The organism is Gemmatimonadaceae bacterium (assembly GCA_036496605.1).
GTDB lineage: Bacteria > Gemmatimonadota > Gemmatimonadetes > Gemmatimonadales > Gemmatimonadaceae > AG2.
In genome coordinates, this window is record DASXKV010000021.1 from 1 (window position 1) to 22,365 (window position 22,365).

Sequence of the window (22,365 nt, forward strand, 5' to 3'; positions counted from 1 at the left end):
CCGCCCAATGGCGGCGCGCCTCTTTTCTTTTGGCCAACGTGACCAGCACACGCGCGCAGCGGTCCGAGTTGGGAACCGCGTCAATCGCCTATCGACCTCAACCTGGCCAAGCCGTGAGCACAATCTGGACAGATCTGCTTCACCCAGGCGTGCCCGTCATCGAGAAGGTCATTCGCACGATCGTCGTGTATGTCTTTCTTCTCGTGGGCCTCCGCCTGGCCGGAAAGAGAGAACTCACTCAACTGAATCCCTTCGATCTGGTGGTGCTACTGCTCCTCTCGAACACCGTTCAGAATGCCATCATCGGTGAAGACAACTCACTCGCTGGTGGCATCCTCGGCGCGGCGATACTGCTGGCGCTGAATGGGGTTCTGGTTCGCCTGCTCTTTCGGTGGGGGAAGCTCGACGCGATCGAGGGAAGACCGGACATCCTGATCCGCGACGGTCACGTCGTCCGCAAGCATCTCGAGCGTGAGCTGATCACACTCGCGGAGCTCGAATCGGCCGCCCGCCGGCAGGGACTGGAGTCCCTCGCCCACGTCAAGCATTGCCGGCTCGAGACGGGCGGCGCACTCACCTTCATCGCGAAGCATCCCACCGACGACGAGCGCCGTCACCACGATCTGACGTTGCACCTCGAGCGACTCGAGGAAATTCAGCGTTCGCTCAAGGAGCAGGTGGACGCGCTGGGCCGGAAGATCGAAGGAACCGCAAACCGAAGCTGATCGCCGCCGCGCGCGGCGTCGAGCTGCCCGACGAGACTCGCGCGCACGCGCCGCACGACCAGTTCGCCGATGGAGGGCGACCACGGTGCGGCTCCGAGCATGCTGCTCGCCCAGGCTGGCCGGTTGTCCAGGGTAAACCAACGGGCGCGCACGCGAACGATGCCAAGCGCGCGCGCGTCGAGCGACATATCGAGCAGCGCCTGGCGCGCGCGGAGCTCCGGCGCGAGCGCTCCGAGGTCGGCGCAGATGACGGGACCGGCGCTCGTTAGGCTCAGCGGATCGTCGTCGAAGAGCGTGGGATTGATCGAGATTCGGCGACGTGGCAGCGGCACCGAAAGAATGTGCCGCACGAGCAGATACGGATCGACCGATCGCGCATCGGCCCACTGAGCCAGGAAACCGTCGCGAACCGACTCGGGCAAATACGTCATCTCCTCGACAGCGTCGACGAGCGGGCGCGCTGCGCCGAAGATCATCGCGACGGGTGACACGGTGGTATATCCGGTGAGCGCCGCGTCCTGAACCGCGGAGAGATAGCCATCGGACCGGCCCTCGCGCGCGAGTGACACGGCGACCAGCCAATCGACGCTGCGCGCGAACACTTCGGCCGGTCGCTCTTCGGTCGGCGGAGCACCTCGGCGAACGACGCGAGCGGCGGCCAGATCTCGCATCGATGCCGCGAGCGGACCGCGCTGCTCGCGGACCGCGCGATCGGTGCTATAGCCGCTCCCCGCGTACAGGCTGCGCGCTGCCTGCCAATCGAGGTCGTGCGCCAGCTCGTGCGCGAGCGTGCCGGAGGACGAATAGATCGACATGCGAATTGTCCGCGTCGCCGGATCGTGCAGGGCGAGGATCGTGTCGGGGAGTCCGCCCGCGGCAACGGCGATATGAAGTCCGGCGACCGAGAATCCCGTGAGCACGCGCTGCAGGTCGCGAATACTCGTCCCGATCATGCGCAGGTAGTACGGCTGCCACTCGCGCCGGACATCACGATCGAAGCTCACGCCGGCAAGGCCGAACTCGGCGCGGAGGTCGGCAACGCTCGGCGCCGATGCACCGGGGAACCACGGGACTTCCTGCGCCATCGCGCGAAGCGACGTCGCCGCGGCGAGCACGGCGAGAGCACCCGCGCCGCGTGCGGTGTCTCCGCTCGCGAGAAGCATGTCATACTCGCCGGCGAGCGTTTCGGCGTTCACGGCACCGGTCGCGAACTGCGAGCGAGCGCGCTCGACACCTGCGGGCAATTCGCCGCTCGATAGCTGAGACCGGTGCGTGCGGATCGTCACCGCAACCGGCGGCTCGGGCGGCTGCGACGTGCCTGCGACCACGAGGCGCGATGACGACGCGACTCCAAGGAGCGGCGAAGAGGCCACCGATGTGCTCGGCTTCGAGCCCGTCGGAGTCCGACTGAGAGCGCGAATCGACTCGAGCAGCTTCGGAACCGCAGCAAGTGCATGCGATTGCAGCTGGTCGTCGAGCGGTTCGGCTGCCGGCCGCTCCACGAGCAGTGAACGCGCGCGGCGTCGCCTAACGAGCTCGGCCAGTGGATCGAGATGTTGCAGGTCGGCTGTGTGCAGGAGATCGCGTAAGTCGGCCTGCGCGAGATCGCGATCCCGCATGAGCGCTGCGACCTGAGCAGCAACCACGTCGCTTTGCTCGGCAATGGTTTGTTCGCCCGCAGCGAGCGCGTAGGCAAGCCGTACGGTCAACTCACCCGCGCGTGGGTCACCGGCGGACTCGATCGTGTGTTGAATGAGCGCGAGGTGTGCGGCGCCTTCCGCTTGTGAGTCAAAGGCATCGGCGACCGCCGGGTCGACGATGTACGCGTCGCCACGACGGAGGCGCGCGAGTATTGCCCAGGCAACACGGGTCTGCGTGGAGTCGCCGAGCCGCGGATCGGACAGTGCAAAGTCTACGAGTCGGAACGGGCTGCCGAGGCCAAGCCGCAACTGCTCGAGATAACCGATGGCGACGGCGGTGCCGGGATCGACGTGGGCCGGCATCGACTTCGCACGCTCGAGGACAACGAGCGAGTCATAGTATTGGGCGGCTCGGCGCATATGCGCCGCCGCGTCGCCGCTCATCTCGGGTCGCGACCGTAGCCAGCCGAACGTCGAGGCGACGCCCAGCGAAATCGCTGTGAGCAACAGCGAGAATCTGCGATGATTCCCGAGGATGGCCATCATTTGCTCTGTACCCGTGTCGGCGGCGAGGGTTGCTGGTGAGCGTTTCCCTCACCGCGCGCGCGCGTCTATCATCCGATCACGCCATGCTGCGAATGCATTTCACTTCGATCTCTCGCCTCGGGCTCATCGCCCTCGGCTTCTTCGGAAGCTCCGTTCGCGCGCAAGCGCGATCGGAATCCTCGCAAGCCGCCTCGGTCGCCGATGACGTGACATTCCGCGTCACGCCGCAGCGACCAGATCTCGGCTCGCTCGTACTCCTTTCCTTTAGACGCTCGAACCCCAGAAGCGATTCTATCCAGTCGGTAACAGGATGGATGGCCGGGGAGCCCTTGCACTTCCATATAGACAGCTCGGGCACCGAGCGTGCCTTCGGCGCCGTTCCGCTCGAAGCGTCGGACAGTGTTGTTGCACGTGTCATCCTTCACCTGACATCCGGTGCCGCCGACACGTTGAGAACGGTCATCGCGGTACCCCATCACATGGCGCCGAATGGGGTCCGAGCGGCTCGGGCTCGTCACCTACAGGTGTCGAAGGTGTTCACCGCGAAGCCGGATTCGCTCACGGAAGCGCGGATCGAACGGGATAACGCGAGGGCGCGCGCCGTGGGGCGCAGTGCGCATGCAACGCCGGAATTGTGGACGGAGCCATTCATGCGGCCGCGCGCATCGCGGATAACGAGTGCGTTCGGCTCCGGCCGCTTGTTCAACGGACGGCTGACGAGCAGTCACGGGGGTGTGGACTTCGCGGGCCAGCCGGGCGATCCCGTACGGGCGGCGAACCGTGGCGTCGTCGCGCTCGTCGACAATTTCTTTCTCGCCGGCAACGTCGTGTACGTGAATCACGGTGGCGGAATCGTCACCGGATATTTTCACCTGACGCAAGCGACGGTCGCGGTGGGCGACACCGTGGAGCGCGGTCAGGAGATCGGTGTCGTGGGCGCGACCGGACGCGTGACCGGCCCACATTTGCACTGGAGCGCGCGATACGGCGAGCACACCGTCGACCCGATGGGTCTCATCGAGCTGACGCGAGTCGTCGCCTCGAAAGCTGGCCGAACAGATCGACCGCGCTGAAGACACCACAGAACATCCCGCGGCGCTTAAACCCCAGCATGGGTCCATTGGTCACATGTTAGGGCTGCCCTTGTTTGGCGTCGTTGGGTGTCGTTGGGCGCCAGTCCCCTTCGCCGCCTCACGAGGCCTGTTGACACCCGTCGCGACCGCGGGCTATTTACTGACTGCTCGATAAGCGTAACGCACTTGCTGCCACCCGCCGATTCGCGATCCTCGTCGCGTTCGCGCGTCGGCGCCGTCGCCTTGCGAGTGCACAACGCGACTGCGGTCGTTCTCCATTCCGCAACGGGGCGATGGGAGAACGTCGCGGCGGTCCATTCTTACCAGAGGTCACGGCACGATATGACGAGTCACCTCAGAGGTGTCCTTGCCAGCATGGCGCTCGCCGCGCTCTTGCCCGCGATCGCGGGAGCTCAGCAAGGCACGACAATCACGGGACGCGTAACGAGTGAGACCGACGTACCGCTCCAGGGAGCGAGTGTCAGTGTTCCCTCACTCAGCGTGGGGTCCTACACGAATGCCGACGGTCGTTACACGTTTATCGTGTCGGCCGGACGCACGGGACAGACGGTGACCGTCGTCGCGCGCCGCATCGGCTACCAGCCGCGCACCATCCAGCTCACGCTCGCCGCCGGCGCGAACACTCAGGATTTCAAGCTTGCGGTGGCACCGACGCAACTCACTGGCGTCGTCGTAACGGCGCTCGGCATCGAGATGGAGAAGAAGGCGCTCGGCGTCTCGCAACAGACGATCGATTCGACGGCGCTGACGCAGAACGTCCGGACGACGAATCTCATCGCCTCGCTTTCCGGCAAGATCGCCGGCATCAACGTGACGAGCGCGTCGACGGAGGGCGGTTCCTCGCGGGTCGTGATTCGCGGTGCGACGTCGATCGGCGGCAACAATCAGCCGCTCTTCATCGTCGACGGCATTCCGATCGACAACTCGAACTTCGCGTCTAGCACGGAGCAGCGCGGCTACGGCGGCTTCGACATGGGCAACACGGCCCAGGACCTGAACCCCGACGACATCGCGACGATTTCGGTTCTCAAGGGGCCCAACGCGGCGGCGCTGTATGGCGCGCGCGCGGCGAACGGCGCCATTGTCATAACAACGAAGAGTGGCCGTGGCGCGGGCGGCTTCAACGTCGCCGCGAGCACGAACATGACCTACGACAGTCCCCTCAAGCTGCCCCAGTATCAGAACACGTGGGGTCAGGGCTTCCAGGGCGACATCTGCGACACCTGGAACAAAGGACAGAGCCACTTCGAGAAGGGTGCCGTGCCGGCGAACTTCGACTACGCTACGTGTGGGTTCTCGTATGTCGATGGCAACTACACCGGCGTCAACGACGGTGTCGACGAGAGCTGGGGACCACGGCTCGACGGCACGCCGCGCTCGCAGTTCAGCTACACGACGCCGATGGGGGCCGAGGTGCGGCCCTGGGTTGCGCATCCGAACAACGTCTCGAGCTTCTTCCAGAACGGGAAGACGATCACGACGAACGCGTCGGCGCAGGGATCGAACGACCGCGCGAACTTCCGCCTGTCGCTCACGCGGCAGGACGTCGACGGCATGGTACCGAACAATGTGCTGGCGCGGACAACGGCGGCCCTTAACGCGGGTGCGCGCATCTCGGAGAAGCTCAGCGCCGACGCCAACATTCAGTACATCCAAAACCAGGGCAACAATCGCCCGGGCACCGGCTACGACGAATCCAACCCGATGATGGATTTCGTCTGGTTCGGCCGGCAGGTCGACATGGCGGCCTTGAAGCACGACTACGTCGACCCCAATGGCGATCAGATCAGCTGGAACTACAGCTACCACAACAGCCCGTGGTGGACGCAGAACATGAACCACAACCGTGACCAGCGCGACCGCATCATGGGAGTCGCGTCGGCTACGTACCGGTTCACGCCCTGGTTGCGAGCGACGGGTCGCACGGGAACGGACTTCTACCGGAATTTCAATACTTATCAATTCGCCGCGGGCTGGATCGGCGGTGGCTTCGATGGCGATTACTCGAAGGGTGGCTTCCAGGAAGCGACGCGCTTCTCGCAAGAGACGAACTCGGATATCCTCGTCACCGCGACGCGCAACCTGTTCAGCGATCTCGGACTGACGGTGAACCTGGGTGGCAATCGCCGCGTCAACAACTACCGCGCCAATGGCTTCGGCACGGACCAGCTGGTGATCCCGGGAATTTATAACATTGGCAACTCGGCAAAGCAGGTGAGCCCGACCGAGACGCAGACGCAGAAGCAGATCAACTCGCTGTACGGCCAGGCGGAGTTTGCGTATCACGATTGGGCATTCGTGAACGTCACCGGGCGTAACGACTGGAGCTCGACCCTGCCGAAGGGAGCAAACTCGTACTTCTATCCCTCGGTGTCGGGTAGCTACATCTTCACCCAGGCGCTGCCCTTCCTCAGCCTCGGTGGCAAGCTGAATTACGGAAAGGTCCGCGGCGGCTGGTCGCGTGTCGGCAACGACGCGGATCCATACCAGCTCGCCGTCACCTACTCCGCGCTCTCGCAATTCGGCAGCATCTCGCGCTTCACGACGCCTGACGCGTTGTTGAATCCGATCCTCAAGCCCGAGAATACGGAAGCGTGGGAAGCGGGCACGGAGATGCAGTGGCTCGACAATCGGGTCGGGTTGGACTTCACCTACTACACCAAACGGACCTCGAACCAGATCTTGAGCGCCGAGGTCTCGAAGGCATCGGGGTACAACACGGCGCTCGTCAACGCGGGCGTGATTTCGAATCGTGGCACCGAGGCGCAGCTGACCGTCGCCCCGATCCGTTCGGACAGGCCCGGTGGATTCGGCTGGGACGTGACAGTGAACTATGGCCGCAACAGGAGCCGCGTCGATGCGTTGTATGGCAACCTGCAGACCGTCGCCCTCGGACCGACGCACTGGTCGCTCTCCGTCGAGGCACGCAAGGGCTACCCATACGGCGCGATGTTCGGCGTTGGGTTCCAGCGTGACCCGGCGACTGGTGAGCTGTTGCTCAATAACGGACTCCCGCAAGCGGAGCCATCGAGCCAGAAGCGCGTGCTCGGCACCTACACGCCGGATTGGACGGGCGGCATCGACAACACGTTCCACTACCGTGGCATCGATTTCGGCTTCCTGATCGATACGCGAGTCGGCGGCAACATCTACAGCACCGGCAACATGTGGGGCAACTACGCCGGCATATTGAAGAGCACGGAGTTCCGCCCCGATACAGGTTTGCTCATCAAGGGAATCGACCAAGCGACGGGTCAGGCGAACACGGTGCATGTGCGGGCAGAGGAGTACTACCACTCCTTGTATCCGATCCAGGAGCCGTGGATCTACAAGGCGAACTTCGTGAAGCTGCGTGAGGCTCGCGTCGCGTTTCAGCTCCCGCAGCGTCTCCTCGGTCGCACCAGGCTCCAGAACGCGCGCTTTTCGCTCATCGGTCGCAACCTCGCGCTTTGGGGCACGAAGGTGCCGAACATCGATCCGGAGACGGCATTCAGCTCTACCAACCTGCAAGGCATCGAGATGGGCCAGATGCCGACGGCGCGCAGCATCGGGTTCCAACTGGCTGTCACGCCCTAACCAGCACACACACGAGGACGATACCAAGATGATTTGGCATACACGATCTATCGCGTTGTGCGGGCTCGCGCTCACTTTGGGTGCCTGCAACAACGACAAGTTGACGAACGTCAACAAGAATCCGAACGCGCCTGAGCAGGTCTCGGCATCGCTGCTCTTTCCAACGGCAGCCGTGTCGTCACTTCGGCTCGCTCGGGGAACGATCGAAATCACACCGAGTGCCTTCGTGCACTGGCCACAATACGCTGCAGAGTATCAGTATCCTGAGATCAGCTACTATCAGTTCCGTCCGACGACGGCGGACGGATGGTTTAGTGCTTACTACATCGGTCCCATCGAGGACTTGCAGCAAGCGCTGCGTCAAACCATCGCCGCGAGCCACCCGAACCAAATTGGCCCGATCCTCGTCCTGCGCGCGTTCAATTTCTCGACGATGACGGGGTTCTGGGGCGACATTCCGTTCAGTCAGGCGGCGCAAGGCGACAAGGGCGCGATCGCACCGGTCTATGACAAGCAGCAGGTGGTCTACGATTCGCTCCTGAAGAACCTCGCCGACGCGAATGCCATGATGGGCCCGAGCGCCGGAATCACTTTCGAGGGGCAGGATCCGGTGTACGGCGGCGATATGACGAAGTGGCAGAAGTTCGCGAATTCGCTTCGTGCGCGGCTCGGTATGAACCTGTCCAAGGTCGACGCGAACCGAGCGAAGACGGAAGTCGCGGCAGCGATCGCGGCCGGCGGCTTCGCGGACAACTCGGACAACGCGCAGATCAGCTGGCCCGGCGACGGCACGAACAACAATCCGTGGTGGGATACCGAGAAGGACGGCCAGGGCACGCGCGACGACACACGCATGAGCAGCACGTTCATCGACACGCTCAAGAGCCTGAATGATCCGCGCCTGTCCGTGTTCGCGCGGCCGGTGCAGGATCCGAGCTGCATCAACGCCGGCGCGAGCATACCGCTCTGCACGCCGGTGGCCGCTGGTGGTTATCGCGGCCAGCCCAACGGCCTCGAGGCGGGCGACGCGGGTGTCTGGGGGCCGAAAGCGTCAAAAATCGGACTCCAGGTCATCGCCGCCGATCAACCTTCGTACTTCATGACGTACGCCGAGTACTCCTTCATCAAGGCGGAAGCAGCCGAGCGTGGCTGGATCTCAGGCAGTGCGGCGCAGTTCTACACCGATGGCATCACGGCCTCGATGCAGCAGTGGGGCGTGAGCGCGTCGAATATCGCAGCCTATCTCGCGCAGCCACGGATCACGTACACGCCTGGCGCGGCGGGTCTGGCGCAGATCGGCCTGCAGAAGTGGATCGCGCTGTTCACGCAGGGCTTCGAGGCGTGGAGCGAGTGGCGCCGGACCGGCTTCCCGAACCTCACGCCCGTGCCGACCGCCCGAACGTCCGACAAGCAGATTCCGCGGCGCATCATCTATCCGCAGACGGAGCAGTCGTTCAACAATACGAACCTTCAGGCAGCGATCGCCGCGCAGGGTGGCAGCGACGCGTTGAACAAGCGCCTCTGGATCGATCCGTAAGCATCGCTGGTGAGTAGTTGCTGAATAGCAACGAGGCAGGAGGGAGCCACTCCCTTCTGCCTCGTTTGCGTTTTCGCCAGCGCCGCTCAGTCGAGAGCGCTCAACGTTGTGCTGGGTCGATGACCGTGAGAACCTGAATCGCACCGTGCGTGTGACCCGCGCCCCACCTGTAGGTCGCTTCCGCTGCGTCGAAGTACCGAACGCCGATTACGCCGGCGACGGGCAGGTTGTACAGCTGGGTGGTCGACCCAAGGCGGGCGTTATCGAGATAGACGACAAGATTCGGCTCTTCAGAAACGACTGTTGCCGCACTCCCTGGTCCCTCCGATAACGTGTCGAAGCCGCGGAAGTTCAGCCAATTGCGTCGCAGCGTCCTGACCAAGTCGTAGACGCTGCCGTTGACGCCGGAACGCTCGATCTCTTCAACCGTGATCGGTCGGCGAGCTGTCGATGGAGGAGCCACTGCCTCGGCGACTTGTGGAACCTCGGATCCGCACGCGTGCGAGCGAAAGAGCACGTTGGCCAGCGTTGCACCGACCAGGGCACCGGCAATCGTCGCCGTGTTACGCGAGCGGTTCGCAGCCGCTCCGCGCGACGCGTCGGTCCAATCACTCATTTTGATCTTCGCCGCGACGAAACCGAGCCAGGCGCCTAACGTGCCACCGACGGCCGTGCGCACGAGCATATTATTGCCGGCGCAGCTCGGCCGCACATAGTTGATCGAGTCCTGCGCAAGAGCGCGACCGCTGACGCAGAGTAAGGCTATCGGGACCGCGATCGAGACGCGAAGGGCCAGACGCATGACATGCCTCACGATGTGGGACTCGAAACCTTGTGGCGCGGCGCTGTCGGGGGGCGCGCTACGGCAAGCTAATGCGGACGCGGGTCCTGGCAACACGGCGGTGCACGATCCGCGCCCTGCGAGAGGAATCCGCGTAAGGCGCCGCGAGATCCCGTCAACCCATTCCCTGGCCTCGGGCCAGCCACTCGCCGCCGTCCACGACGAAGATCGAGCCGGTAATCCAGTCACCCGCGGGGGACGCGAGAAAAGCGACCGCGCTCGCGATGTCGGCCGGCATTCCCCATCGGCGCAGGGGGATGGATTTCTTCGCGTAATCGTCCATCGCGCGCTCCACGGCGAAGAGGTCCGGGGCGTCACCGCTACTCGGCGGTGTGAAGGCCTTGCGAACGCCCTCAGTCGGAATCGGGCCGGGTGCGACCGCGTTCACGCGAATGCCATGACGAGCCCACTCGAGCGCCAGCGTCCTTGTCAGCGCATCGATCCCGGCCTTCGCCGCCGTCGCGTGCGCCATGAGAGGCCAGCCACGGTAATGCAGCGTCATCGAGATGCTCACGATGCGCCCGCCGCCTTGCTCTTTCATTATGGGAAACACCGCCTGCGAACAGAAAAACGTCCCGTTGAGATCGATCTCGATGACGGACTTCCATGCATTCGCCGACAGCGACGCCGACGGCGCATAGAAATTTCCCGCGGCGTTGTTCACGAGGAGATCGATGCGGCCCACGCTGCCCTTCACCTCCTCGATCATTGCCTTCACACGCTCGGGCTCGCGGACATCGACGACAGTCGTGCTGACGCGCGCGCCGTTCTTCTGGAGCGATGTGCCAGCCTTGTCGAGATGTTCTTGGTTGCGGCTCGCCAGTACGACGTGGGCGCCGAGCGCGCCGAGAAGCTCGGCGATGCCGAAGCCGATGCCGGTCGCGCCGCCGGTGATGAGCGCGACCTGACCATCGAAGAGTCCCGGCCGAAACACGGATTGCTGTTCCATGCCGGCCGAAACTAGCGCGACACAGCCGGTGGGTGATAGGTGGGCGGTTGGTGATTGGTGGTTGGTGCCTCGAACTCACCAATCACCAATCACCAATCACCGACCACCAACAATCACGCTACTGCCCCAGACACGCAGCGCCGGTGGCGTCTGAAACGGCGTTCGCCGGATCGTTCGCGTTGCGCGTGGGCTGCTGCGTCGGCAACGGGATGCTGCTGTCGGTTTGTCGCTCGCTGGCATCGTACAAGAAGCGAGCGGGAATCTTCTTCCCAGCGACCACCGGGACGAGATTCGGCGAGCAGGTGCGCTTGTAGTCGTTCCACGCCTCGATCGTCTCGAAGTCGGCGATGTATTTTTCGGTGAGGATTTCCGCCAAGAGGGCCTGGCCCGCTGGCGCCTCTGAGGGCAAGCCGGCCAACGCCCGCTCCGCGTTGAGCTTCGCAAGGGCCGTCGCCTGATCGCCGGTGCGGTAGGCCGCCTCCGACCAGATGAGTAAATCCTCATTGGCGGTGACGAGCGGCTGGGTGAAGTCCGGCGCAAGCCGCACATCCGAGATGTCCGACTGCGTCGAATTGAAGTAATTCGAGAGACGTGGGTCGCTTCGCGACTTCAACAACGCCACGAAATCTGCGTTCGGCGTGAGATAGCCGGCTCGGTCCACGAAATCGAACTGGTACCAGAAGTTCTGTTCGTTCGAGTTGCCGGAGAAGACCGCAACGAAATTGTCGGCGGGGTCTGTAATGCCTAGCGGCGCTTCGGTCAGCGCTTGGGCATACGCGCCAGGCCGGACCTCGGCGGTGTGGAGGTAGAAGCGCGCTTTGAGCGTGTGGGCGAGCTTGATCCACTGTGACGCGTTACCGCCATAGGAGAGATCCGCGGGGCCTGGTCCGAAGTTCGTCGGACCGGTGGCGGCCAGATTCACCAGCGCACGCGCGAGCACCGCTTGTACCGTGTCATAGACGGAAAGCTGCGGATCAAGCGGCGGATTCGGCGTGCCCTTGAGGGCCTGGGAGTACACGAGATCTCCGAACAGGTCCGCGCCTGTGCCCATCAAGAGCGCCTCCTGATCCTGCGCGATACCGAGAAAGAGCGAGTCGCTATTGACCGCGGATTGCGCCTCGAGCTTCCGGATGTCGACGAGGCCACCGCCGCCGTAAAGCGAAGCGTGGAAACCATTCGTCGTCTGCTCGCTGACGCCGTAGTCGTAGATGTTCACGTACTGGAAATTCGTGCCCGTGAACTGTTGCGCCCACATCGACGTGATGCGCGCTGGATCACTCTCGAGCTCCGACCAGATGTTGCTCTGGACGCCGATGAAGAGCTGAGTGCTCGTTGCCTGTGTGGGCCGATTGGGATCCGTACTCAGCTCGCCACCGGTAAGAAAGTCACCACACGCGCCCACCGCGACGAGCAACAGCAGCGCTGCAGTGCAGCGGACCGATGAGTTTATGATCTTCATATTTATCGTCCTCTCGCCTCAGCGGTTGAGCGTCATTGAGATAACGAAAGACCGCGTGAGCGGGTTATTGAAGTAATCGATGCCCTGCGTGAGGAATTCACCGCCGCCGAGGCTCGACTCGGGATCGAGACCAGTGTACTTGCTCCAGGTCTGCAGATTTCGGCCGGCGATCCGAATCAATGCGCTGCTGATGCCGAACTTTCCGACGATCGTGGGCTGATCGAGCCGGTAGCTCAGAGCCAGCTCACGCCATTTCACGAAGCCGGCATCCTCGACGAACTGCGCCTGTGCGTCGCTCGCGGAGCCGCCCTCGGTTGTGAACCAGTCCTGCCACTCGGCCTCGTTACGGAACGCCGGCATCCCAGCGCCGGGGCCGGCGACATTCGGGTAGACCCTCGTCTCCCAGTTCTGACCGAAGGTCCCGACCTGCGAGCGAATGTCCGTGTCTTTGTGCGTGCCGAAACGATAGAGGGCCGAGCGCGTGCCGTCCCACATCTGGCCGCCGTGGCGAATGTCGAACAATGTCGAGAGCTCCCAGCGCCCGAAGCGGAACGACGAATTGATCGCGCCTGTCCATTTCGGACTCGGATCGGCGATCACCGTTTCATCGGGATCGACGACGGGAAGTCCACGGCCGCCGACATTATTCAGAAAGAGCGCGCCCTTCTTCGCGTTGGGCCCGCAGAGCGCGTCAATGCTCTGCACGCTGCCGCTGCCATCGATGTCGATCTGCTCGCCGAAGCCGCATCGCGCGAAGTCCAAGCCGCGAATGACACCGGGCGCATAGCCCACGGTCGACGAGCCGATCGAGCCCGTGAAGCCTTCGTTGTTATACGGGATGAATTCGACACCCTGCGCGAGCGATACGACGCGTCCCTGATTGCGCGCCCACTGGAGACCAATCGACCACTCGCTCGACTTGTTGCTGATCGGCCGCATGTTGAACGAGAGCTCTTCGCCCTTGTTCGAGACGGTCGCTGCGTTCGCGAGCTGCGACGTCGCGCCACTCTGCGAGGCGTTGATCGGTATCGAAAGAATGACGTCGGTCGAACGGCGATTGTAGTATGTGAAACTCAGGTCCGATCGCTGATTGAAGAAGCTCAAATCGGTTCCGACCTCGGCTTCGCGATCGCGTTCAGGTCGCAAGTTGTCGTTGCCAAGCGAGCCGCCAGTCACGAGACCGCCTTGCCCGCTCTGTTTGACGCCGATGGCATCGCCAAATCCGCTGCCGAAGAGCGCCGTTGACGACAGCGCGGTGATCGTCGCGTAGACGGGCGGCTCGGCACCCGTCTCACCATATGCCGCGCGCAGTTTTCCAGAGCTCAAGAGACCCGATTCCGTCGCATTGCCAAGGAATCGCGTGAAGAGCCAGGAGATATCCACCTTCGGGTAGAGCGCGGTGCGCTTCGACTCACCGAAAGTCGAGAAGCCGTCGTCGCGAAGCCCCGCCGTGAGGAACAGCTGATCGTAGAAGCCAAGCTCCCCCTGCGCGAAATACGCTTCGATGTGCCGCAGCGAGCGCGTCTCGCTCGGCGTGTAGCTGACGGTGTTCTGCAGCGCGAAGGGCGTCGGCGCGATGAGCTGATCGCCGAACACGAACACGTCGCGATAGCGCCGGGAGTTCAGGTTCTGACCGAGGGTGAGCTTCGCGTCGACGTTTGTCCCGAAGTCGTGCGCGAGCGTCGCCGTCAGGTTGTGATCGATCTGAAGGTTGTTGATGTTGAAGCGTGACACGTCGCCATTTGGCTCGCCCGACGACGTGAGCGGCAACGCCTCGACGCGCGAGTCATCGTAATAATCGGCGCCGAGAGTGTAGTTAAAGCTCAACCAATCGCTGGCGACGTAATCGGCGCTGATGTTGCCGATAAATCGTCCGAGCTCGCTCTTGTTGCCGTTGTCAGCGAGCACAAAGAACGGATTGTCGTAGCCGCGTCCGGTGCGAAGGCTCGCGGGCGTTGGATCGGGAAAGCGATAGGAGCGCTGCAGACCCGAGACCGGATCCAAATAGGGCAGATTGTTGAAATCCGGCGGTGTACGAAGAGCACCAAGCAGGAGACCATCGACGTTCGATCCCTTCTGCACGTAGTCGCCACGAGTATCATAGAACGAGAAGTTGCCGCCTAACGTGAGCGCGTTGAGCAGCTGGTGCGTGGCCTTGAGGCGGAACGTGGTGCGGTCGTAGCGATTGTTTCCTCCCTTCATCACACCCTGCTGACCCGTCTCGCCACCGGAGAGAAAGAAGGTCGTACGTGTGTTGCCGCCCGAGATGCTCAGGTTGTTGTCCGCCGTGAGGCCGGTCTGGAAAATTTCCTGGCCGTGGTTGAACACGGACGCACCGCCCCCGAGGAATGGACCGAAGGACAGTGAAGTGGCGTTGCAGTCCGGCGTCGAGCACTTGCCAGAGACGCTATCGCTCCCCTGCCCCCAGTCCGTCTGGAGCGGCATGGTGCGATCGATCTTGTCGAAGGTCTCGGTCGTCGAGTAGGTATAGCGCGTCGGTCCATTCTCTCCGCGCTTGGTCGTGATGAGAATGACGCCGTTGGCCGCGCGCGCGCCATAGATCGCGGACGCCGCGGCGCCCTTGAGGATCTGGATGTCGGCGATGTCGTTCGGGTTGATGTCCGCGGCGCGGTTCTGCGTCACCGTGCTGCCGTCGCCGCCATTCGTCGAGATCGTGCTGTTGTCGATTGGTATGTTGTCGACGACGAACAGCGGTTGATTCGTCCCCGTAACCGACGTCGCGCCGCGAATGATGATGTACGCAGAGGAACCGGGATCGCCGGCCTGCGTCCGCACGCGAACGTTCGGCGCCGTCGCCGCGAGTGCACTGACGACGTTCTGCGGTGTCGCCGCACGGAGAATGAGTGAACTATCAACCGTGTTGATGACGTTGCCGAGGCGCTCGCGCGTTTGCGATGTGCCGGCGCCGGTGACGACGACTTCACCGAGTTGCAACGGACTCTCGGCGAGCGTGAAGTCTTGCGTCATCGTGCCCTGCACCAGCGTGATCCGAACCGTCATCGGCGTATAGCCGACGCGGCGCGCGACCAGCGACACGGTCTGACCGGCGACGGTTGTCGCGGGCACGGTGAAGCGGTACGTCCCCTGATCGAGCGTGCGTGCGCCGACGCTGAGCGCGGGGATGGAGACCGTTGCGTCGGCGAGGCCGGCGCCTGCTTGGGTCGTGACGCGGCCGGTGATCGTCGTTGCTTGCGCCGCGAGCGCGCGCGGCAGTGCCGCCGCGCCGATCACGAGCGCGAGCATAGGAACCCGAGGGAGTAACATGCGTGTGCCTCCGCCTGTGTGCGGCGGCGCTACTCCCCCCTCCCCAGCCCGCCCCAGTCGTGTTTCACGAATACGCAACGTCCGTCGACTACCGACGGAACGCAGCGCGACATTGTGAACACTCAAACTCCGGCGCACCGGAATTCGTCACCGGGACAGTCCGGGTCACAACACTGACAGACGCGTCAGGGACCTGGTGTCAGCGGGCTCGGCGACGGTGCGGCCGCGTCCGCCTCGAGCGATTCGCTCGTTAGGCTCGGCAGCTCGCCCGTGTCGGAGAGGATCGCATCGGCGTCGCCGGCCGGGACATCGAATGCAAACCCGAGCTGGCTCACCGGCAGGAATGAACGCCGATGATGCGGTGTCACGCCGTACGCATTCATGCCGGCGAAGTGCGCCGCGGTCGAGTACCCGACATTGCGCTCCCAGCGGTAGTTGGGATAGCGCACCGCGAGCGCGTGCATCACCCGATCGCGCGTCACCTTCGCGATGATCGAAGCACACGCGATGCTGTAGCAGCACGCGTCACCGTCGATGACCGCCGTGTGCGGCGTCCCGAGTGAGCGGATCGCTCGACCGTCGACAATGACGTGATCCGGGCGCATCGTGAGACGGCCGAGTGCACGACGCATCGCCAGTACGGCAGCGTGGAAGATGTTGAGCCGATCGATCTCGCGGACCGACGCCGCACCGACGCCGATCGTGAGCGCGCGCGAGCGAATTTTCTCGGAGAGGCGCGCGCGCGCCTCGGCGGTGAGTTGCTTCGAGTCATCGATGCCGCGAATGACGCGCTCGTCAGGCGGCATGATTACGGCGCACGCGACGACAGGGCCCGCGAGCGGCCCCCGCCCCACTTCGTCGATTCCGGCGATTAAAGGCCCGACCGTCCGGCGCAGATCGCGCTCGATCGTGCTCCAACGATCGCGACGCGCCGACGGAGAGAGCGTGCGATCGCGCGCGGCCGATTCATCGGCGCGCGACACGGCGCGCTCGCTTACTCCGTGGTGGGCGTGCCCGTCTCGGGCACCGCAACGCGAACCTTCTTCTCCTTGATGCGCGTTGCTTTCCCAGTGAGGTGGCGGAGGTAGTAGAGCTTTGCGCGACGCACGCGGCCGCGACGCACAACGGTGATCTCGGCGAGCATCGGGCTGTGCACCGGGAAGATGCGCTCGACACCGACACCGTTCGAGATCTTTCGCACCGTGAACGTCTCGCTCACACCACTTCCACGGCGTGCTATGCAGACACCCTCGAACGCCTGAATGCGCTCCTTTTCACCTTCCTTGACACGAACGTTGACGCGGAGTGTGTCACCGGCGCGGAAGGGCGGAATCTCGCGGAGCCACTCTTTCTGGGTTTCGATGAAAGCATGCATATGACGCTCAGGGCTGAGGCCCGGCTAAAGCCGTTCTGGTGAGACCGGATAAGCTAACCCGCTGAATGGGCGATCGGTAGAGCACGTAAGGGCTTGCGTCGCGTGGGCCGCGATCATTCGCCCCTGTTCGGAAGCCCGACGCGCTTCGCTCCCGAGCCCTGTCGGCCCTCTGTGAGACGCGTCGCTTCCTGGTCGCGCCACTCGGCGATTCGCTTATGGTCGCCCGAGAGCAGCACCTCGGGTACGGAGTGCCCTCGATAGACCGGCGGACGCGTGTAGCTCGGCGCGCTGAGCTCGCGATCGAAGAATGAATCGCCATATGCACTCTCGTGGTCTGACATCGCGCCCGCGAGTAAACGGACCGTCGCGTCGACGATCGCGAGCGCAGCCGGCTCGCCGCCGCTGAGCACGAAGTCACCGAGGGAGATTTCCTCGGTCGCCAGATGATCGGCCACACGCTGATCGACATCCTTATAGTGGCCGCAGAGCAGAGTGAGCTCGGCGCCTGCCGCGTAGCGAATCGCGTCGGCCTGCACGAAGCGGCGACCGCGTGGAGAGAGCAGCGCGATGGGTGGCCCGGCGCCGAGCGCGTCCACGGCCTCGAAGAATGGATCCGGCTTCATCACCATCCCTGGCCCGCCACCGTACGGATAGTCGTCGACGGTGCGATGGCGATCGTGGGTGTAGTCGCGCAGATCGACGACTTCGTATGTCACGCTTCGCGCCGCTGCCGCGCGCGCCGGAATCGACAGCGCGAGCGGCGCCGCGAAAAATTCGGGGAAGATCGTGACTATACGGATGCGGAGCACGACTGGCCTGTCATCCTTGACAACTCACTCATCGAGCAAACCGTCGGGAATCGTCACCGTCACCACCTTCGCGTCGCGATCGACGGAAAGCACCGACTGTTCGTATAGCAACAGTACGGTGTCACCACGCCCCGCGCGCCGCACGTCGATCGCGAGGCCCTGCGGCAACTCGTACACATCGACAACCTCACCGACCGGATCACCCGACGCGAGTTGCACCTGCATGCCAGGCAGGTCATGCACGTACACTTCGCCCTCGTCGAGCGCGGCAACTTCGGCGCGCGGGAGGAGAAAGAAACGATTGCGCCACTGCTCCGCGCTGGTGCGATCGATGATCTCGCGGAAGGCCACGATCAGGCCATCCTTGAACCGCGAGCTCTTCTCGATGTGCAACTCGTGCACGCCGGGAGCGACGTCGCCGCGAACGGTGCCCGCAAGCACGCGACGGCCCGGGGCGAAGACGGCAGCCGGGGCATCGGTTATCGGCTCGACCACGAGCTCGCCGCGGATGCCGTGTGCGTTGCGCACCCGCCCGACAATGATGAAATCCTCGCTGCCGTCGGGTCGGGCGGGAGCGCTCATGCGAGCTGTCCCGTTAGGCAGCGCCGCCCTCGGACGCCTCCTGCTCGCTCACCGGCACGGCGTGCGTCTTGAGGGTGCGACCGATGCGCTGCTCGTGGCGCTCCTTCAGAATGCCTGCGCGTCGCAACAGCGACCGTACGGTGTCGGTGGGCAGCGCACCGTTGTCGAGCCAGTAGTTCACGCGCTCGGTGCGAAGATTGACCGCGTTCTCACCTTGGCGGGGAGCGTACTGGCCAACGATCTCGATGAAGCGTCCATCGCGCGGGCTGCGCGAGTCGGCGACAACGATACGGAACATCGGGGCCCTCTTGCGCCCCGTGCGACGAAGACGAATGCGAACAGCCATGGTCGTAGTGCTCCTCGATCAAAGTGTGTTGTACCGCACCGGGCTCATCGCGCGCTGAGAATTTCCCAGCCGCACCCGTTACCGCTCGCTGCGCTCGCGGCGAATCCTATTTGAAGTTGCGCGCGCCCGCGCGCGCTCCCGCTCCTCTCTCCCTGCCGTCATCTCATGCCAAACATGTTCGGCCGGAACTTACCGCCACCGGCCTGCGCCGCGGCAGCTTTCTTCATCATCTTCTGCATCTCGCGGAACTGCTCGAGCAGGCGATTGACCTCGCTCACGGGGCGGCCGGATCCCCGCGCGACGCGCGCGCGGCGCGAGCCGTTCATGACGCCCGGACTCTTACGCTCGGCCGGCGTCATCGAGAGCACGATCGCTTCGACGTGCTTCATGCGCTTTGGATCGGCCGCTTTGACCTGCTTGAGCACCTTCGTATTCACGCCCGGCAACATTTTGAGCAGCCCCTCGAGCGGCCCGAGCTTCTCGATCTGACGCATGGCCGTGAGAAAATCATTCAGGTCCATGCCTTCCTTCTTGACCTTCTTCTCGAGCCGCCGCGCTTCATCGGCGTCGAAGGCTTCCTGCGCCTTTTCAACGAGACTGACGACGTCGCCCTGCTGCAGAATGCGGCCGGCCATGCGCTCAGGATGAAATTCCTCGAGCGCGTCGGGCTTTTCGCCGACGCCGACGTATTTGATCGGCTTCTTCGTGACGCCGTAAATCGAAAGCGCGGCACCACCGCGTGCGTCGCCGTCCATCTTCGTGAGGATGACGCCGGTAACGTGAAGTCGCTGATCGAAGCCCTGCGCGATGCGAACCGCGTCCTGCCCGGTCATTCCGTCCGCGACGAACAGAATCTCGTCGGGATGAATCGCATGCTTCAGATGATCGAGCTCGGTCATCATCTCATCGTCGATCTGCAAACGTCCGGCGGTGTCCACGATGACGACGCGATCGCGGGCGCGCTTCGCGGCGTCGATTCCCGACTTCGCAATGCGCACGACATCGCTCGTCGAGCGGTCGGCGTACACGGGCACATCGAGCTGCGTTCCGAGCGTCTCGAGCTGATCGATGGCCGCCGGTCGATAAACATCAGCGGCGACGAGCCGCGTCGCTTTGCCTTCGGCTTTGAGCTTGCGCGCCAGCTTTGCCGCGGTCGTCGTCTTTCCGGAACCTTGGAGTCCAACCATCATAACGATGGTCGGAGGAACGCTACTCAGCTTGAGCGGCTCTCGCCGCTCGCCGAGCATGGTGGTGAGCTCATCGTAGACGATTTTGACGAGCTGCTGCGCGGGCGACACGGTGCGAAGCTGAGCAACGCCGACCGCCCTCTTCTCGACCCGCTCGAGAAATTCACGCGTGAGTTGAAAGTTGACATCGGCCTCGAGCAGGACGCGGCGAACTTCGCGCAGTCCTTCCTTGATGTCGGCTTCGTTGAGGATGCCCCGTCCACGAAGACGCGCGAAGGTGGCTTCGAGTTTTTCGCTCAGCTCATCAAACATAGCCCAGAAACGTAAGGGAGAACGCGGGTTAGGACAAGCAAAGTGTGGAGCCCAGGGGGTGCAGCATGGTGTACGAAGGTCCACAGCTCACTCGCTGCATTCTGCGTTTTGTGTTGCATGCCGACGCGCTCGCTTGACGTGATGGTGTGCTCGCGCGTCCTAGCAATGCAGCGCCTGCGCGACGCGCTGCCCTTTGGTGCACACTGACTGTCAGCGGCTCGCCGACCCACGTTACCTTCCTCCCCATGGCCAAAGTCCAGCGTAAGGAAGAGATCCTGAAATCCGAACTGCCGCCTGCGCTACCGTTGATGGCGCTTCGCTCTACCATCGTGTACCCGCTGGGCACCATCGCGGTGCAGATGGGGGCACCGGAGAATCTTGCGCTGCTACGAGCACACGACGAGCCAGGCTTGATCGTTGCGCTCGTCGTCGCGAGCGGCGACCACGACGAGCCAATCGACGCGCAGAAATTCATCGGGCGCATCGGTGTTGCGGCGCGCGTGCACGAGCGCATCAATCTGCCCGGCGACACGGTGCAGATCACACTGCAAGGACTGCGTCGCATCTCCGTCGAGGAGATCGAGCGCACGGAGCCATATCCGATCGCAACGGTTCGGCCGGCGAAGGAAACGCCTGCCGACGCGACGGAGGTCGATGACCTCGTCGCGCGCATCGTGACGTCGGCTGAGACACTGGCGGAACTGGTTGATCGAATTCCAGACGAGGTGCCGGCGATCCTGAAGATGAACGTCAGCGATCCGGGCCGCTTCGCTGACCTCGCGGCGACGAATATGAACTTTCGTATCGCCGACAAGGACGAAGTTCTACAGAGACTCGACGTCGGCCAGCGCCTCCGTTTTATCCTTTCCCGACTCGAACGGGAGGTTGCTCGTGCACGTGTGATGGAGGACGTGAAGCGTCAAACCGAAGTCAAGATCGAGCAGCATCAGCGTGAGTTCTATCTCCGCCAGCAGCTGCGCGCGATTCAAGCGGAGCTCGGCGAGACAGATCCTGGCGAGAAGGAAGCGATCGAGATTCTCAAGAAGATCGACGAAGCCGGATTGCCGGAGAAAGTGGGGCAGGAAGCGCGTCGCGAAACGGAGCGCATGCGCATGCTGTCTCCCGCGTCGAGCGAGTATCAGGTGGTGCGCACGTATCTCGATTGGGTGCTGGCGCTGCCGTGGAACAAGCGCTCGGGCGACACCGACATCGATCTCAAGAAAGTGCAGGCGGAGCTCGATGCGGGCCATTACGGGCTGGACGAAGCGAAGGAGCGCATCATCGAGTATCTCGCCGTGCGCAAGCTCCGCGGCGGCGATCCGCACGGGCCAATTCTCTGCTTCGTCGGTCCGCCGGGCACCGGGAAGACTTCGTTAGGCGCGGCGATCGGCAAGGCGATCGGGCGTGAGTTCTACCGCATTTCCGTTGGCGGCGTGCGCGACGAGGCGGAGATTCGTGGACATCGCCGAACGTATGTCGGGGCGATGCCGGGGCTCATCCTTCAGGCGCTTCGCCGCGTCCAGACGCGCGACCCGATCCTCATGATCGACGAGATCGACAAGATGTCGGGGGGCGGGCCGAGCGGCGATCCGACCGCGGCGATGCTCGAGGTATTGGATCCGTCGCAGAACAACGGGTTCGTCGATCACTACCTCAATCTTCCGTTTGACCTTTCGTCGACGTTGTTCATCTGCACGGCGAACAACCTGTTCGACATCCCGGCGCCGCTCCGCGACCGCATGGAGATCATCAAGATCGCCGGCTACACGGTCGAGGAGAAAGTCGAGATCGCGTGGCGCTATCTCCTGCCGCGCCTGCTCGAGGAACACGGGATCAGCGACAAGGATCTGCAGTTCACCGACGAATCGCTCTCGTTCATCTCGAACCGCTATTCGCGCGAGGCCGGACTCCGCAACTTCGAGCGCAACCTCGCCGCGATCATGCGCAAACGCGCGCGGGCCAAAGCCGAGGGTGAAGAAGGTGCATGGATCATCGACGTCGAGAAAGTCGAAGAGGTCCTGGGCGTTCCGCGCTACGCCGCCGAAGAGGCGGAGAAGACTCCCGAGGTGGGTGTGGTCACAGGCCTGGCCTGGACGTCGACC

At 63.6% G+C, this 22,365-nt stretch carries 16 protein-coding genes; 5 read left to right on the forward strand and 11 right to left on the reverse strand.

The annotated features are described in order from the left end of the window. Positions 1-113: 113 nt before the first annotated feature. The gene (locus VGH98_07610; GenBank protein HEY2375827.1) at positions 114-725 is read left to right on the forward strand and encodes a YetF domain-containing protein; all 612 of its coding nucleotides are present in this window, start codon (positions 114-116) and stop codon (positions 723-725) included. Here VGH98_07610 and VGH98_07615 read toward each other — a convergent pair. Further along, a complete protein-coding gene (locus VGH98_07615) occupies positions 656-2,911 on the reverse strand; it encodes a hypothetical protein (GenBank protein ID HEY2375828.1) in 2,256 nt (751 codons plus the stop codon). The two genes, VGH98_07610 and VGH98_07615, sit on opposite strands and share 70 nt — an antisense overlap. An 83-nt stretch (positions 2,912-2,994) precedes the next feature. On the opposite strand from VGH98_07615, the gene VGH98_07620 reads away from it, so the two are divergent. The 3 genes from VGH98_07620 (at position 2,995) to VGH98_07630 (ending at position 9,118) form a co-directional block, all read left to right on the forward strand. After that, on the forward strand, positions 2,995-3,984 hold the full coding sequence (locus VGH98_07620) for a M23 family metallopeptidase (protein ID HEY2375829.1): 990 nt from the start codon (positions 2,995-2,997) through the stop codon (positions 3,982-3,984). Positions 3,985-4,326: 342 nt separating this feature from the next. Further along, entirely contained in the window at positions 4,327-7,581 is a 3,255-nt protein-coding gene (locus VGH98_07625; protein ID HEY2375830.1) for a SusC/RagA family TonB-linked outer membrane protein, read from the forward strand. A 28-nt stretch (positions 7,582-7,609) separates the two neighbouring features. Beyond that, positions 7,610-9,118, forward strand: a complete 1,509-nt coding sequence (locus tag VGH98_07630; protein HEY2375831.1) for a SusD/RagB family nutrient-binding outer membrane lipoprotein — start codon at positions 7,610-7,612, stop codon at positions 9,116-9,118. Positions 9,119-9,218: 100 nt separating this feature from the next. Here VGH98_07630 and VGH98_07635 read toward each other — a convergent pair whose 3' ends face one another. The 10 genes from VGH98_07635 to ffh form a co-directional block, all read right to left on the reverse strand. Next, complete coding sequence (locus tag VGH98_07635) at positions 9,219-9,920, reverse strand: hypothetical protein (protein ID HEY2375832.1); 702 nt, start codon at positions 9,918-9,920, stop codon at positions 9,219-9,221. 154 nt (positions 9,921-10,074) lie between these two features. Further along, positions 10,075-10,908, reverse strand: coding sequence for an SDR family oxidoreductase (locus tag VGH98_07640; protein ID HEY2375833.1), 834 nt, complete (start codon positions 10,906-10,908; stop codon positions 10,075-10,077). A 118-nt stretch (positions 10,909-11,026) separates the two neighbouring features. Beyond that, the gene (locus VGH98_07645; protein HEY2375834.1) at positions 11,027-12,367 is read right to left on the reverse strand and encodes a SusD/RagB family nutrient-binding outer membrane lipoprotein; all 1,341 of its coding nucleotides are present in this window, start codon (positions 12,365-12,367) and stop codon (positions 11,027-11,029) included. An 18-nt stretch (positions 12,368-12,385) separates the two neighbouring features. Beyond that, a complete protein-coding gene (locus tag VGH98_07650) occupies positions 12,386-15,652 on the reverse strand; it encodes a SusC/RagA family TonB-linked outer membrane protein (GenBank protein HEY2375835.1) in 3,267 nt (1,088 codons plus the stop codon). Positions 15,653-15,837: 185 nt separating this feature from the next. Continuing rightward, on the reverse strand, positions 15,838-16,635 hold the full coding sequence (locus VGH98_07655; GenBank protein ID HEY2375836.1) for a ribonuclease HII: 798 nt from the start codon (positions 16,633-16,635) through the stop codon (positions 15,838-15,840). Positions 16,636-16,646: 11 nt separating this feature from the next. Beyond that, positions 16,647-17,027, reverse strand: a complete 381-nt coding sequence (gene rplS, locus VGH98_07660; GenBank protein ID HEY2375837.1) for a 50S ribosomal protein L19 — start codon at positions 17,025-17,027, stop codon at positions 16,647-16,649. 113 nt (positions 17,028-17,140) lie between these two features. Continuing rightward, positions 17,141-17,836 carry a tRNA (guanosine(37)-N1)-methyltransferase TrmD gene (gene trmD, locus VGH98_07665; protein HEY2375838.1) on the reverse strand — a complete coding sequence of 232 codons (696 nt, stop codon included), beginning with the start codon at positions 17,834-17,836 and terminating at the stop codon, positions 17,141-17,143. A gap of 24 nt (positions 17,837-17,860) precedes the next feature. Beyond that, entirely contained in the window at positions 17,861-18,418 is a 558-nt protein-coding gene (gene rimM, locus VGH98_07670; protein ID HEY2375839.1) for a ribosome maturation factor RimM, read from the reverse strand. A 13-nt stretch (positions 18,419-18,431) separates the two neighbouring features. Further along, the gene (gene rpsP, locus VGH98_07675) at positions 18,432-18,764 is read right to left on the reverse strand and encodes a 30S ribosomal protein S16 (protein ID HEY2375840.1); all 333 of its coding nucleotides are present in this window, start codon (positions 18,762-18,764) and stop codon (positions 18,432-18,434) included. Between the two features lie 158 nt (positions 18,765-18,922). Further along, positions 18,923-20,263: a signal recognition particle protein gene (gene ffh, locus VGH98_07680; protein HEY2375841.1), complete on the reverse strand. Its 1,341-nt coding sequence runs from the start codon at positions 20,261-20,263 to the stop codon at positions 18,923-18,925. Between the two features lie 245 nt (positions 20,264-20,508). On the opposite strand from ffh, the gene lon reads away from it, so the two are divergent. Then, a partial coding sequence (gene lon / locus VGH98_07685) for an endopeptidase La (GenBank protein ID HEY2375842.1) occupies positions 20,509-22,365 on the forward strand: 1,857 nt, incomplete at its 3' end.